Source organism: Nostocoides sp. F2B08 (assembly GCF_009184895.1).
Lineage (GTDB): Bacteria > Actinomycetota > Actinomycetes > Actinomycetales > Dermatophilaceae > F2B08.
Genome location: NZ_WESE01000001.1, coordinates 115,619 through 129,975, shown reverse-complemented (window position 1 = coordinate 129,975; position 14,357 = coordinate 115,619). Strand labels below are relative to the sequence as shown.

Genomic DNA, 14,357 nt, shown 5'->3' with positions numbered 1-14,357 from the left:
CGTCGTCATGACCTGGTGACTGCAACCACGGCCGCACGGAGCGAGACCGGCGGGAGCACCGCATACCGCCCCGACATCGAGGGGATGCGCGCTCTCGCGGTCCTGCTCGTCATGGCGTACCACGCCGGCCTGCCGCCCGTCGGCGGTTTCCTCGGCGTGGACGTCTTCTTCGTCATCTCCGGGTTCCTCATCACCGGCATCCTCATCGGCGAGCTGGATCGCACCGGGCGCATCTCGTGGGGGCGTTTCCTCGCCCGCCGGGCTCGACGGCTGCTGCCGGCCGCCGTCCTGGTCCTGGTGGTGACAGCGGTCCTGTCCTGGTTCCTCGTCCCGGGGCTGCGCCGGCACGCGGTCGGCACGGACATCTCGTGGTCGTCCGTGTACCTCGTGAACTGGCACCTGGCCGAGCAGTCGGTCAACTACCTCACCTCGGACTCGGCTCCCTCGCCCGTGCAGCACTACTGGTCCCTGGCGGTCGAGGAGCAGTTCTACGTCGTCTGGCCCGCTCTTCTCATCGGCGCCGCGCTGATCGCCCGCCGGACGGGACGCCGAGTGCGGCGGGTCCATCTCGGCGCCCTCGTCGCTCTCATCGGAGTGCCGTCGCTGGCCTGGTCCGTCCACCTGACGGCGGACAACCCAGAGCGGGCGTACTTCGTGACGACGACGCGTGTGTGGGAGCTGGCGCTCGGCGCGGCGCTGGCCGTCGCCCTCGCGGGCCGGCCTGTGCCCGTCACGACGCGGACGCACCGAGTCCTGGCGAGCACACTCGGCCTGGTCGGGCTCGGGCTCATCGTCGGCTGCGCCGTCCTCCTTCCCGACGGTGCCTGGTGGCCCGGGGCGTGGGCGCTGCTCCCCACGGTCGGGACCGCGCTCCTCATCGCGGCCGGCTGGCTGTGGCCCGACGGGGGAGTGGTCGGGATGCTCGGATGGCGGCCGCTGGTCGTCATCGGGGGGCTGTCGTACTCGCTGTACCTCTGGCACTGGCCGGTGCGCGTCCTCGGAGAGTGGGCGATCGGTGTGCCCGGACCGACCTCCGGCGCGCCGAGCCCGGCCCGGGTGGGTCTCGTGGTCCTCTCGGTCATCCCCGCCTGGCTCTGTCACCGCTATGTGGAGCGCCCGATCCACCACGGCGTCGGCGGTCAGCGGCTCGACGTCCTCACCAAGGTCCGGCCGGTCCTGGTCCTCGGTCTCGCGCTGTCGCTGAGCGGGGTCCTGGCGGGGGCGGCGCTTCAGCTCGCCCGGTCGCCCTTCGCCACATCGCCCGCATCCGCCGCGCCCGGCCAGCCGTGGGCGACGCCCGATCCGTTGCAGCCGGGCAGCGACCGTCCGCGCGCGGACGTCGACCGCTGCCAGGTGCGGCGGGAGGTCAGCGAACCGGTCCGGTGCGACTTCGGCATGCGCGAGGGCTCGACCACCGTGGCGCTCGTCGGGGACTCGAAGGCGATGCAGTGGCTGCCGGCCCTCGAGCTTGCGGCCCCGGCGCAGGACTGGCACGTCGTGACGTACGGCAAGGGGTCGTGCACCTTCGTCTCGGCCCCGACCGCCCAGGCCGGGCGTCCCTTCCCGGAGTGTGACGAGTGGAACGACGCCGTGCTGGCCGAGCTTCGGGCCCTCGAGCCCGACGTCATCGTCACGTCCGCCAACCCGACCCTGTGGGTCGAAGGCGGCGGTCGCGACGCCCATGAGGCGGCGGTCGTGCCCGCGTTCGTCGAGCAGTGGCGCATCCTTCGAGAGATCGCACCGCTCGTGGTGCTCGGCAACTCCCCGGACTCACCGAACGACCTGGACGTATGCGTCGCTCGCCATCCGGAGGACATCTCGGCCTGTGACTTCGCCCGGGACGACGCCACTGCCCGCAATCGACTCGACCAGATGCGAACCGCCGCCACCGCCGTGCCCGGAGTCCGGTTCCTGGACCTGAGCGGCCTCGTGTGCCCGGGTGACATCTGCCCGGTGGTCATCGACAACGTCACGGTCCACCGGCCGGGCAACCACATCACCGCCACGTTCGCTGAGCGGGCCGAGCCGTTGCTCACGCCGGTGGTCCGCAGTGCTCTCAGTCTCGGCTGACCACGCCGCGCTCCCGGCCTTCGTGGCCGCACGCTGCACCGCACGCATGCCGACGTTTTGGGGCTCGCTCCGGCGACCGGTAGGCTTGTGGGTCGGTCTCGTCCCAGTCGTCATGCTTCCATGGATCTCGCGAGCACTCGCGCCGAATCATGGGTCGTGGCGGCGGGCCGGACGTTACTTCCCGCTGATCGTACGGTGACGGATCACTCCCGAACCGCCACCCTCGACTCCACCTCGTGATGACCATGACCCGCACCGCTCCCCGTTCCCCCTGGATGCTCGACATCTCGGACCTCGGACGACGGCCAGGGTCGATGATCGAGACGGAGCGAGAGATCCCCGCCCCGGCCGACCTCGGCACCGACGTGATCTCGGTTCCCGAGGGTCAGACGCTCCCGCTCACCACGCGGCTGGAGTCGGTCGTCGAGGGGGTGCTCGTCACGGGAACCGTTCGGGCCACCGCAGTCGGCGCCTGCGTGCGGTGCCTGGACCCGGTCTCGATCAACGTCGAGAGCAGGTTCCAGGAGCTGTTCGCCTACGCCGACCGTGCCGCGCACCACCGCGAGGTGGGAGCGGAGGACGACGAGACGGAGCAGCATGTCGTCGTCGATGGGTATATCGACCTCGAGCCGCTGCTCCGGGACACGGTGGTGCCCGCACTGCCGTTCCAGCCCGTGTGCCGTGAGGACTGCCTCGGTCTGTGCGCCCAGTGCGGCGTCCGGATGGAGGACGACCCGGGGCACGAGCACGTCGACATCGACCCTCGCTGGTCCGCCCTCGCCGCCCTGGCGGAGCAGGCCGAACCGGCCGAGGACGACTGACCACCCGCAGCACCATCCCAGCACCACCCACCTGCATCACACCCCGAAAGAAGAGGAACCGCCGTGGCCGTCCCGAAGCGGAAGATGTCGCGCTCCAACACCCGTTCGCGTCGCGCGAACTGGAAGGCCGAGCTCCCGACCCTCACCACCTGCCCGCAGTGCAAGGCCGCCAAGCAGCCGCACATCGCCTGCCCCTCGTGCGGCACCTACAACGGCCGCCACTACGAGACCGCAGAGCGCACCGAGCACCAGGGCTGAGCGAGCCGTGGCTCGACGAGCGCAGCGCGCGCCCGCGAGTGACGTCGTGACACCGCGGCCCGTCGGTGACCTGACCGCATACCTCACCGAGGTCTGCGGCGAGGCCACCGCCGAGCCGGGGTTCCGTGCTGCCCTCACGGAACTGCTCACCCTCGCACTCACCCACCGGTCGTACGCCTACGAGGCGGGCGGCATCCCGCACAACGAGCGGCTCGAGTTCCTCGGCGACTCCGTGCTCGGAGTGGTCGTGACCGACCGGCTCTACCACGACCATCCCGACGAGCCGGAGGGGCAGCTCGCCCGGTTGCGGGCCTCGGTCGTGAACTCCCGGGCGCTCGCCGGGGTGGCTCGCACGATCGACCTCGGGGGGTACCTGCAGCTCGGGCGCGGTGAGGAGAGCACCGGCGGCCGCGACAAGGACTCGATCCTCGCGGACGCCCTCGAGGCGGTCATCGGCGCGGTGTATCTCTCAGGGGGGATGTCGGCGGCGATCGAGCTGGTGCACACCCTCTTCGACCCACTCATGCGTCACTCGGCGACCCTCGGTGCCGGACTCGACTGGAAGACGAGCCTCCAGGAGGCGGCGGCTGCGCGGGGGCTCGGCGCACCCGTGTACGACATCGAGTCCGACGGTCCGGAACACGCGAAGACCTTCGTCGCCACTGTGCGTCTCGACGGGACCCCCTTGGGTCAGGGCACCGGCCGGACGAAGAAGGATGCCGAGATGCAGGCGGCAGCGGTGGCCGTGGAGTCCATGGGGGCCGTCGAGGGTGCCTGAGCTCCCCGAGGTCGAGGTCGTCCGCCGCGGACTCGAGGACCATGTGGTCGGTCGCACGGTCGACGAGGCGACGTTCGTCGGACACCGGGTGGCGCGGCGTCACGTGCCCGGACCCGAGGACCTGTCGGCCCGACTGGGCGGTCGGACCGTGACCGCCGCCAGGCGTCGCGGGAAGTACCTCTGGCTCGAGCTGGCGGAGCCGTGCGACGACACCGACGCCCCTGCCGAGGCGCTCCTGTTGCACCTCGGCATGAGCGGCCAGCTGCTCGTCGCCGACCCCGCTCGCCCGCCGATGAGGCATGAGCACGCCAGACTGACGTTCGTCGATGGAGGGCCACAGCTGCGGTTCGTCGACCAGCGCACCTTCGGGGGAGTGGCATGGTCCGAGATCGGCCCGGACTCCATCCCCACGACCATCGCGCACATCGCGCCGGACCCGTTCGAGGCGTGCTTCGACGAACGCGCGGTCGTGCGTCGGCTCAAGCTTCGGGACTCGGCCGTCAAACGCGCTCTTCTCGACCAGACACTCGTCTCGGGAATCGGCAACATCTATGCGGACGAGGCTCTCTGGCGGGCCGGCGTCCACGGGGAACGGCTCGCCCGGACCCTGACCAAGCCGACGCTCTCCCGCATCGTGGGGCACGCTCGGGACGTCATGTCCGCCGCCCTCGAGCAGGGTGGCACCAGCTTCGACGCGCTCTATGTCCACGTCAACGGACAGTCCGGCTACTTCGACCGCTCTCTCAACGCCTACGGACAGGCGGGCCGGGAGTGCGCCCGCTGTGGTGCGGTCATCCGCAGGGAACAGTTCATGAACCGGTCGTCCTTCTCCTGTCCACGCTGCCAGCCGCGACCGCGCAGCCTGACGATCACCCGACGACGCCAGAGGAGGACGGGATGAGCGCCGGCGACGAGGTGGTCCGCGTCACCGTGTTCGTCCGCGGCATGGTCCAGGGCGTGGGTTTCCGGTGGTGGACCCGCGCCCGCGCACTCGAGCTCGGGCTGGTCGGCCACGCCCGCAACACGGCCGACGGTCGGGTCGAGGTGGTGGTCCAGGGGCGGCGGCTCGACTGCGCGGCCCTCGTGCGGTTGCTCGGGGAGCAGCCGACGACGGCCAGGCGGCCGGGGCACGTCGACGGGGTATCCACCCCGGAGATCAGTGCGGCGCGCGAAGGCGTCACCGGCTTCGTGGAACGCTGAGGGCGCAGACCTTCGGTCCCATCCGACACGTGGATGGGCCCTGCCGTCCGTCGGGGTCCGCTGCCTACCATGGCCGCGTGAGCGAGTCCCCATCCGACCTCAGTCGGCTGCGCGCGAGCATCGACAACATCGACGCCGCGCTCGTCCACCTTCTCGCCGAGCGGTTCAAAGCCACTCAGCAGGTGGGGGAGCTCAAGGCATCCCTCGGCCTGCCGCCCGCTGACCCACAGCGCGAGGAGCGTCAGATCGCCCGGCTGCGAGCCCTGGCGGACGAGGCGGGACTCGATCCGCAGTTCGCCGAGAAGTTCTTGAACTTCATCATCGCCGAGGTGATCCGGCACCACGAGGCCATCGCGTCACGGGAGGTCTGAGCCGGTCGGTTCGTCCTCGTGCCCGGCCGGAGCGGGCCCCTCGGCGTGCAGCTGTGACACGGCTGCGGCGGCCGACGTCGCCGTGACCGCCTCGCCGGGTCGGAGCACCGGAGCGACGGGAGTGACATCGGCGGGGGCCGCGTCCGCGTACGCGCGGACCAGCGAACGGTAGGCGGGTGAGCGCAGCGCCAACAGGGCCACGACGACCATCAGCAGGCCGGCGACGAGGAACACGACGGCGATACCCCGCGAGACGGGGGTGCCGGTGCCGACGAGGGGGTCGAGGATCCGGCGTCCCTCCTCGGACGAGGCGAACGGGATGATCCAGCGGTCCGCGATGGGTGCGATGAGGAAGGCCGTGATGGGAGCCGCGGCGGTCTCGACGGCCATCGCGAAACCGAAGACCCGCCCCTGCCGCTCGAGCGGGATCACCCGTTGGATCACCGTCTGCTCCGCCGCCTCCACAGCGGGGATGAGGGTCATGTAGGCGAAGATCCCCGCTGCATAGAGCCACCACAGCTCCCGGATCGTGAACAGCGCACCGAGTGCGCCCATGGCCGCTACGCACAAGAGCAGGGTCCGCACCGGGCTGCGGCCGAGCCCGACCTTGGCCACGACGGCACCGCCGACGAGGAAGCCGAGCGAGGACACCCCGAGGACGACGCCCCACACCTCGACGCGGAACATCTCGAGGCCATAGGGGTCCATCAGGGCCATGTAGACCCCACCGACGAAGTTGTTGAAGGTCGAGAAGACGATGAGGGCCAGCAGACCGGTGGTCGCGCGGATGACGACGATCGAGCCCGCGAGGTCGATGCGGCCGAAGTCGTCCGAGCCCGCTGCGGCCGGGACCGGCTCCTGCGGCATGCGGATGAGGAAGAGGTGGATCAGGCCCAGCGACACCAGGCCCAGCGCCATGGCGAGCGTCCAGCCCATGCCGAGCATGCCGATCGACAGACCGGAGAGGACACTCGTCGTGAGGAACGTGATGCCCTGGGCCGTGCCGACCAGGCCGTTGGCGCGGTCCCGGCGGTCGTCCTGGATGAGGATGGTCACGCTCGTCGACAGCGCGATGTTGCGCATGTGCTCGACCACCGACCCCACGAGGATCAGGAGCGCGAAGGTCCAGAACCACGGACGGCTCAGGTCAGTCATCTGGTCACCGGGAACGGCGAGCCAGAGACCGGTGGCGAGGCCGAAGAACCCAAGGGTCATCACGGACGAGACCCGCATCGCCACGACCTTGCGGAGCCGGTCGACCAGGGATCCGAAGACGATGCTGCTCACCGAGACCAGGAGCATGTAGGCGCCGCCGATGACTCCGGTCGCCAGGATCGAGCGGGTCTCGAGGTAGGTCCAGAAGGTCAGCCCGAACCAGAGGTAGCTCGTCGTCAGCCCGGCGACCGCGGTGTTGACGAGCAGGTGGAGGAAGGTCCGGTACGCGGAGTCCGCGGACGTACTCACCGGCTTGTCGGACATCCCACCAGTGTGCACACCGTGACCGACAACGCTCACCGGGTTTTCCCGACCGTTCGCGACGCACCGAGGGGTATGCGACGTTCGCCACGGTCGGTGACCAGCGCATACACCTCATCCGCCACAGGCGTCCCATGGACCCCGGCCCCTTCGTCGGACCTCCCGACACCCGGTCCGGAGCCGCGGTGACGTCCACGGGACGAGCGCGTGGCGACGGTACAGTGAGCGGCGACCCGACCCGGGCCGTCGGACGTCCGGGAGGTCGTGCCCGACCGGGCCGGCCGTGACCGATCGCACTGAAGGACCGCATGTACGTCAAGACCCTGACGCTCAAGGGCTTCAAGTCCTTCGCCTCGGCGACGACCTTGCGCCTGGAGCCGGGCATCACGTGCATCGTCGGTCCCAACGGGTCGGGCAAGTCCAACGTGGTCGACGCCCTCGCATGGGTCATGGGGGAGCAGGGCGCCAAGAGCCTGCGCGGCGGCAAGATGGAGGACGTCATCTTCGCCGGCACCTCGGGGCGGGCGCCGTTGGGGCGGGCCGAGGTGAGCCTCACGATCGACAACACCGACGGCGCGCTCCCGATCGACTACACCGAGGTGACGATCAGTCGCACGATGTTCCGCTCGGGAGGGAGCGAGTACGCCATCAACGGCACCTCCTGCCGCCTCCTGGACATCCAGGAGCTCCTCTCCGACAGCGGGATCGGTCGTGAGATGCACGTCATCGTCGGCCAGGGCCAGCTCGACACGGTGCTGCGATCCACCCCGGAGGAGCGCCGGGGCTTCATCGAGGAGGCCGCGGGCGTCCTCAAGCACCGCAAGCGCAAGGAGCGCGCGCTCCGCAAGCTCGAGGCCATGGAGGGCAACCTCACCCGCGTCAGTGACCTGGTCAGCGAGATCCGACGCCAGCTCGGTCCCCTCGGCCGCCAGGCCGAGACCGCGCGACGGGCGGCGTTCATCCAGGCGGATGCGCGCGACGCGCGCATGCGGCTCGTCGCCGACGATCTCGCCCAGCTCACCGCCGCCCTCGACCAGGAGGCCGCCGACGAGTCCGCACTGCTCGCGCGTCGGGCCGGTGTCGAGGCCGCCCTGGCGGAGCGCCTCGACCTCGTCCGCGCCCTCGAGGAGCGGGCGCGGTCGGAGGTCCCCGAGCTGATGCGGGCCGGGGAGCGCTACGTCCGTCTGCAGAGCGTCCGGGACCGCTTGGAGTCGACGGCCAGCGTCGCGGGAGAGCGGGTCCGGTTGCTCGGTCAGGACGACGTCGACGAGACGACCAGCGGACGTGACCCGGAGGAGCTGCGCCGGCAGGCGGTCTCGGCCCGGGAGACCGAACGGCAGCTGCTCGCCGAGGTGGCCGATGCAGAAGCCGGTCTCGCGGCCGCCGTCGAAGCCCGTGCCGAGGCGGAGGAGGCGCTCGCCGTCGAGACGAGGCGGGTGGCAGCCCTGGCCAGGGCCGCCGCGGACCGCCGTGAGGGCCTGGCCCGACTGAACGGACAGGTCGCCGCCCGGCGCAGCCGCATCGAGGCCGGCGAGGCCGAGCTCGGTCGGCTCGACGAGGTCCTCCAGGCGAGCGTCCGACGGGCGACCGAGGCCGAGCGCGAGTACGCCGCCCTCGAGGCCGGCGTTGCACACGACGAAGAGGACGAGGTCGGTCTCGACTCCGAACACGAGGCGGCGGCAGCCGCGCTCGCCGAGGCCCAGGAGCGGGTGCGCGCTCTCGTTGCGGAGGAACAGTCGGCGGACCGGGAGCGTGGGTCGCTGCTCGCGCGTCTCGAGGCCCTGCAGCTGTCGCTGCGCCACAAGGACGGTGCAGCCGCACTCCTCGAGGCGGGGGCCGAGGGGGTGTCCGGCTCACTCGCGGAGGCCCTGGTCATCGAGTCCGGCTGGGAGGCGGCGGTGTCCGCGGCCCTCGGCTGGGCCGTGGAGGCGGTGACGGCCACCTCGCACGAAAGCGCGGCCGTCGCGCTCGAGCGCCTCCGGGAGGAGGAGGCGGGCCGGGCGGGACTCCTCCTCGAGGGCGTTGTCGCCGGCACGGACCGCAGCGGGTGGCCACACCTCGACGCCCCGGCCCGCTGGGCCGTCGACGTGGTCGATGCACCGAAGGCGCTCAGAGGTGCGCTCGCGGAGGTCCTCGACCGTGTCGCCGTCGTCCCCGACACCCACCATGCCCTCGACCTCGTGAGCCGCGGTGAGGGGATCGCGGCCGTCACGGCCGACGGCGACGTCTACGGACCCACCTTCGTGCGCGGTGGCTCGAGCGGGGAGTCGCGGAGTCTGCTCGAGATCCAGTCGGCCGCGACCGAGACCGCGGACGCCGCCGACGCGGCGGAGCGACGGGTCGAGCAGGCCCGCTTCGCACTGTCCGGAGCTCGGGAGGAGGCATCGCGCCTGGAGGACCGGGTCGCAGCCGCGCTCGAACGGCTGCACGAGTCGGACGCGCGCATGGCGGCGCTCGCCGAGAAGCTCGGCACGTTGGGGTCCGCGGCCCGGGGGGCCCGTGCCGAGGCCGAGCGCACCCAGCGAGCGATGAACGACGTCGCGGCCGCCCTCTCCGGTGACCGCGAGGAGCTCGCGGCGCTCGAGGAGCGGCTGGAGCGCGCGGGGGCCGAGGTACCAGAGGGTGAGCAGCTCGAGCCCGGGACCGAGGAGCGGGATCGGCTCGAGGTCGCGGCGAGCAGCGCTCGCACCGCCGAAACCGAGCTGCGCCTCGCGCTTCGGACCAAGGAGGAGCGGGCGCGGGCCGTTCGCGGGCGTGCGGAGTCGCTGGAGGGGGCGGCCCGCAACGAGCTCGCGGCCCGCGAGCGACTTCGCCAACGGCGCGAGCGCCGGGCTCGCGAGGCCGAGGTCGCCTCGGCGGTGCGGGTCGCGGCGCTATACGCCGTGGACCGTGTCGCGGAGGCCCTCGAGCTCGCTCGCCGGCACCGCGACGAGGGCGAAGCGGCTCGGACGGAGAGGGATGCCGAGCTCGCGCGCGTGCGCGCCGAGGTCAGTGCTCTGCAGGACGAGCTGCGCGAGCTGACCGACTCGGTGCACAAGGACGAGATCGCTCGCGCAGCCCAGCTGGCCCGGGTCGAGCAGCTCCAGATCAAGGCGGTCGAGGAGCTCGGGATCGATCCCGAGGTGCTGATCGACGAATACGGTCCCCATCGTCCTGTCCCGCAGCTCGGTCCCTCGCCGGACGCCGGAGGCCCGGGGGAGTCCGGAACGGGGGACGAGGTGTCGGAGCCCATGCCGTTCGTCCGCGAGGAGCAGGAGAAGCGGCTCCGCAAGGCCGAGCGCGCGCTCGCGGCCCTGGGTCGGGTCAACCCCCTCGCGCTGGAGGAGTTCGCCGCGCTCGAGGAGCGGCACGCGTTCCTCACCCAGCAGATCGAGGACCTCAAGGCCAGCAAGCGCGACCTGCTCGACATCGTGCGCGAGGTCGACGAGCGGGTCGAGCAGGTGTTCACGGAGGCCTTCCACGACACCGCCGCACAGTTCGAGCGGGTCTTCGAGCGGCTGTTCCCGGGTGGCGAGGGTCGGCTGGTCCTCACCGACCCCGGGGACATGCTGACGACCGGGATCGAGGTGGAGGCTCGCCCGCCCGGCAAGAAGGTCAAACGGCTGTCGCTGCTCTCAGGAGGGGAGCGCTCGCTCGTCGCGGTGGCGCTGCTGGTCGCGATCTTCAAGGCCCGCCCGAGCCCGTTCTACATCATGGACGAGGTCGAGGCCGCCCTGGACGACACCAACCTCGGACGCCTGATCACGCTGTTCGAGGAGCTCCGGGACAGCAGCCAGCTCATCGTCATCACTCACCAGAAGCGCACCATGGAGGTCGCCGACGCACTGTACGGTGTCTCGATGCGCGGGGACGGGGTCACCACCGTCGTCTCCCAGCGGCTGCGCGACCTCGAGCGGTCGGCCTGACCCGCAGCTCGACCCGGGTGGCAGTGGGCCGTGACTAGGGGTCGATGCCGCCGATCGCCGTCGGTGGCCAGAACCGCGCCACGACCGGCCCCACCACCTGGTCGACGCGCACGAAGCGAGCACATCCCCCGTCGTCGTCCCTACCGCGGCAGGCGACGACGCTGTCGGCGGAGTTCGCCCGGTTGTCTCCCAGCATGAACAGCGAGCCGCCGGGCACGGTGATCTCCGGGAAGCACCGGACCGATCTCGGCGTGGTCGTGCAGTCGGTCTCACCGGGTGTGAACGGCAGGTCGGATCCGAGATAGTCCTCCTCGAGAGGCACCCCGTCGACCGTCACCGCACCCTGGTCGGAGCAACAGGCGACCGTCTCACCTCCCGTGGCGATCACCCTCTTGACTGTGTATGCGCGGGTCGAGGGTCCGAGGCCGACGACCGTTCCGACCCAGCGGAGCACGTTGACGACGGCGCTGTCACTCGGACTGCGGCGGGAGGACTCCCACGTGTCGCCGTGCTCGAAGACGATGACGTCACCGCGCTCGACGTCGTCGTCGAGGCGGTTGACGAGGATCCGGTCCCCGGTCATCAGGGTGTCCTCCATCGACGCCGACGGAATCTGGTAGGCCTTGACCACCAGCCCCTGGACGAGGGCGAGGATTCCGATCGCGATGCTGACCTCGAGCAGGGTCCGGCGCCAGGTCGAATGCCCGCGCCGGCGTCGACCGCGACCTCCTGGGCCGGGTCCGGTCCGTGGCGCCGGGGGGCTCGTGCGCGCCGGACGCCCGGCTGGAGAGGTGTCGGACACGTCCCAACCTTAAGGGCCGCCACCGAGGCGGTCCGGACCGCCGGAAGGCCCGGGTCGTCTCATTGGTCACAGTTCGGTCTCAGGGGGTGATTCCGTTTGAGTCGGAGGGGGTGCGCCGGTCACTCTTGTCTCGTGTTCGCTCTCGTCCTCGGCATGATGATCTGCCTCGCCCTCGCTCTCGCTGTGGTCGGCCTCGTCGCGGTCCCGGCCCGCCGGGACGGTCGCGAGCTCCTGACGCATCGGGGCGAGGAGCTCGTCGGCGCGGTCCGCGAGCGGCGTCCTCGCACCTGACGCGCGCAGCCGCCGCACTGAACCGGGGTTGTCGAATCCCTCCGTGCGCATGCGAGCGGGCGTAAGGTGTCTGTCCATGGCCGAGGTCACGGATTTCGAGTCCGCTGTCGCCGCCGTCCAGGGCCTGTCCCGGGATCCCGGCAACGACGTCAAGCTGCGCCTGTACGGGCTTTACAAGCAGGCGACGTCCGGGGATGTCGCCGGCAAGCGGCCCGGGTTCCTCGACGTCGTCGGTCGCGCCAAGTACGACGCCTGGGCCGACCTCTCCGGCACCTCGCCCGAAGCGGCGGAGCGGGAGTACGTCGCGACCGTGAACGGCCTGCTCGCCCAGGAGTGAGTCCCGCGCCGGATCGTGACCACGCCGCGCGGTCGGACGCACGTGCATAGAGTGGCCTGGTGACCTCCAGCTCAGGACTCAACCTCCACCACATCGACCCCACGGTCAGTCCCAGGGACGACCTCTTCGGCCACGCGAACGGCCGATGGATCGCGGAGACCGAGATTCCCGCGGACCGCGGGCGGTACGGCTCCTTCGACATGCTGCGTGAGAAGGCCGAGAAGCACGTTCACGCGATCATCGAGGAGGTCGCTTCGGGCTCTCCGGCTGCAGGGACGGTTGCGGCCAAGGTCGGTGACCTCTATGCCTCGTTCATGGACGAGGAACTGATCGAGGACCTCGGCACAGGACCACTCACGGCGGACCTCGAGCGGATTCGCGCCATCGAGACACCGACCGACCTCATGCGCACACTCGGCGCCTTCGCGCGGGAGGGGGTGCCGGGGCTGGTGATCCCCTTCGTCAACACCGACGATCGCGACTCGACGCGCTACGTCGTCTATCTCGAACAGGCCGGGCTGGGACTTCCCGACGAGTCGTACTACCGCGAGGAGCGGTACGCGCAGGTGCGCGACGCATACCGCAGTCACCTCGTCCGCATGCTCGACCTCGCCGACCAGAACGATCCGGAACAGGTCGCCGACCGCGTCATCGCTCTCGAGACCCGCCTTGCCTCCGCGCACTGGGACACCGTGACCAACCGCGACCCGGTCCGGACCTACACACTCGTCGACGCCGACGGCCTCGCCGCTCTCACCCCCGGTCTGGACTGGCACGCCTACGCCGAAGGCGTTCACGCCCCGGCCGACGTGCTCGCCGCCGTGGTGGCCCGGCAGCCGACGTTCCTGACCGCGGCGGCCGAGGCCGTCTCCGAGGAGCCCATCTCGACGTGGCGAGAGTGGCTGACCTGGCACGTGCTGCACGCTCGGGCTGCCTATCTCGGATCCGACATCGTCGCGGAGAACTTCGACTTCTACGGGCGGACCCTGTCGGGCGTGCCGGAGAACCGCGAGCGGTGGAAGCGCGGCGTGAGTCTCGTCGAGGGTTCGATCGGCGAGGCCGTCGGCGAGCTCTACGTTGCCAAGCACTTCCCGCCGGAGGCCAAGGACGCGATGGAGACGCTCGTTGCGAACCTCGTCGAGGCGTTCCGCCGGTCCTTCGCCTCGCTGTCGTGGATGGGGGAGGAGACCCGGGCCGCCGCGGTTCGCAAGCTCGAGGCGTTCACGCCGAAGGTCGGCTACCCCGGCCGCTGGCGCGACTACTCCACCCTGAGCATCGAGGCGGACGACCTCATGGGCAACGTGCGGCGTGCCGCGGCGTTCGAGTCGGACCGCAATCTCGGCAAGCTCGGCGGGCCGGTGGACCGGGGGGAGTGGTTCATGACACCGCAGACGGTCAACGCCTACTACAACCCGGGCATGAACGAGATCGTCTTCCCCGCAGCCATCCTCCAGCCGCCGTTCTTCTCCGTCGACGCCGACGACGCGGTGAACTACGGCGGGATCGGAGCCGTCATCGGCCACGAGATCGGTCACGGCTTCGACGACTCCGGGTCCCGGTTCGACGGGGACGGCAACCTCGTCAACTGGTGGACCGACGAGGACCGGGCGCGGTTCGAGGAGCTGACGGGGGCGCTGATCGCCCAGTTCAGCGAGCTCGAGCCCCGCGACGCCCCGGGCGAGCGCATCAACGGCGCACTGACCGTCGGCGAGAACATCGGCGACCTCGGTGGCCTCGACATCGGCCTGGCGGCCTACCGCATCGCGACCGGCGCAGACGAGGGCCTCGAGCCGCCCGTCCTGGACGGACTCACCGGTGAGCAGCGGTTCTTCCTCGCGTGGGCCCAGGTGTGGTGCGGCAAGACCCGTGAGGCCGAGGCCAAGCGCCTGCTCGCGATCGACCCGCACAGTCCGATCGACCAACGGGCCAACGCCGTCCGCAACATCGACGCCTTCCACGAGGCCTTCGAGGTCCGCGAGGGGGACGGAATGTGGCTCGCGCCCAAGGAGCGGGTCTCCGTCTTCTGACGAGCGCATGACGTGCGCAGC

13 protein-coding genes are annotated in these 14,357 nt (G+C 70.9%); 11 read left to right on the top strand and 2 right to left on the bottom strand.

The genetic code is table 11. From position 1 onward, the window contains the following. Positions 1-15 precede the first annotated feature (15 nt). The 7 genes from GA707_RS00570 (at position 16) to GA707_RS00540 (ending at position 5,498) form a co-directional block, all read left to right on the top strand. The gene (locus GA707_RS00570; protein ID WP_152176488.1) at positions 16-2,070 is read left to right on the top strand and encodes an acyltransferase family protein; all 2,055 of its coding nucleotides are present in this window, start codon (positions 16-18) and stop codon (positions 2,068-2,070) included. A 245-nt stretch (positions 2,071-2,315) separates the two neighbouring features. Continuing rightward, complete coding sequence (locus GA707_RS00565; protein WP_193315145.1) at positions 2,316-2,891, top strand: DUF177 domain-containing protein; 576 nt, start codon at positions 2,316-2,318, stop codon at positions 2,889-2,891. A gap of 63 nt (positions 2,892-2,954) precedes the next feature. After that, on the top strand, positions 2,955-3,149 hold the full coding sequence (gene rpmF / locus GA707_RS00560) for a 50S ribosomal protein L32 (protein ID WP_152176487.1): 195 nt from the start codon (positions 2,955-2,957) through the stop codon (positions 3,147-3,149). Positions 3,150-3,195: 46 nt separating this feature from the next. Continuing rightward, positions 3,196-3,927, top strand: a complete 732-nt coding sequence (gene rnc, locus GA707_RS00555; RefSeq protein WP_226963432.1) for a ribonuclease III — start codon at positions 3,196-3,198, stop codon at positions 3,925-3,927. Continuing rightward, the gene (gene mutM, locus GA707_RS00550) at positions 3,920-4,828 is read left to right on the top strand and encodes a bifunctional DNA-formamidopyrimidine glycosylase/DNA-(apurinic or apyrimidinic site) lyase (protein WP_152176485.1); all 909 of its coding nucleotides are present in this window, start codon (positions 3,920-3,922) and stop codon (positions 4,826-4,828) included. Before rnc ends, mutM begins: the two co-directional genes overlap by 8 nt. Further along, positions 4,825-5,127, top strand: a complete 303-nt coding sequence (locus tag GA707_RS00545) for an acylphosphatase (protein ID WP_152176484.1) — start codon at positions 4,825-4,827, stop codon at positions 5,125-5,127. The genes mutM and GA707_RS00545 overlap by 4 nt, the downstream gene beginning before the upstream one ends. A gap of 77 nt (positions 5,128-5,204) precedes the next feature. After that, on the top strand, positions 5,205-5,498 hold the full coding sequence (locus GA707_RS00540; RefSeq protein ID WP_152176483.1) for a chorismate mutase: 294 nt from the start codon (positions 5,205-5,207) through the stop codon (positions 5,496-5,498). Here the strand turns inward: GA707_RS00540 and GA707_RS00535 are convergent. Further along, entirely contained in the window at positions 5,484-6,977 is a 1,494-nt protein-coding gene (locus GA707_RS00535) for an MFS transporter (protein WP_152176482.1), read from the bottom strand. The two genes, GA707_RS00540 and GA707_RS00535, sit on opposite strands and share 15 nt — an antisense overlap. A gap of 305 nt (positions 6,978-7,282) precedes the next feature. Between GA707_RS00535 and smc the strand changes: the two genes are divergently transcribed. Next, positions 7,283-10,879, top strand: a complete 3,597-nt coding sequence (smc, locus tag GA707_RS00530) for a chromosome segregation protein SMC (protein ID WP_152176481.1) — start codon at positions 7,283-7,285, stop codon at positions 10,877-10,879. A 34-nt stretch (positions 10,880-10,913) separates the two neighbouring features. On the opposite strand, the gene lepB is transcribed toward smc, so the two are convergent. Then, positions 10,914-11,681 (bottom strand): signal peptidase I, encoded by a 768-nt coding sequence (lepB, locus tag GA707_RS00525; protein ID WP_226963431.1) that lies wholly within the window; start codon positions 11,679-11,681, stop codon positions 10,914-10,916. A 132-nt stretch (positions 11,682-11,813) separates the two neighbouring features. Here lepB and GA707_RS00520 point away from each other — a divergent pair, with 132 nt between their 5' ends. From GA707_RS00520 to GA707_RS00510, 3 genes are all read left to right on the top strand, one after another. Continuing rightward, complete coding sequence (locus tag GA707_RS00520; protein ID WP_226963430.1) at positions 11,814-11,972, top strand: hypothetical protein; 159 nt, start codon at positions 11,814-11,816, stop codon at positions 11,970-11,972. 76 nt (positions 11,973-12,048) lie between these two features. Beyond that, positions 12,049-12,309 carry an acyl-CoA-binding protein gene (locus GA707_RS00515; RefSeq protein WP_152176479.1) on the top strand — a complete coding sequence of 87 codons (261 nt, stop codon included), beginning with the start codon at positions 12,049-12,051 and terminating at the stop codon, positions 12,307-12,309. A gap of 59 nt (positions 12,310-12,368) precedes the next feature. Continuing rightward, positions 12,369-14,336, top strand: coding sequence for a M13 family metallopeptidase (locus GA707_RS00510; protein WP_226963429.1), 1,968 nt, complete (start codon positions 12,369-12,371; stop codon positions 14,334-14,336). Positions 14,337-14,357 lie beyond the last annotated feature (21 nt).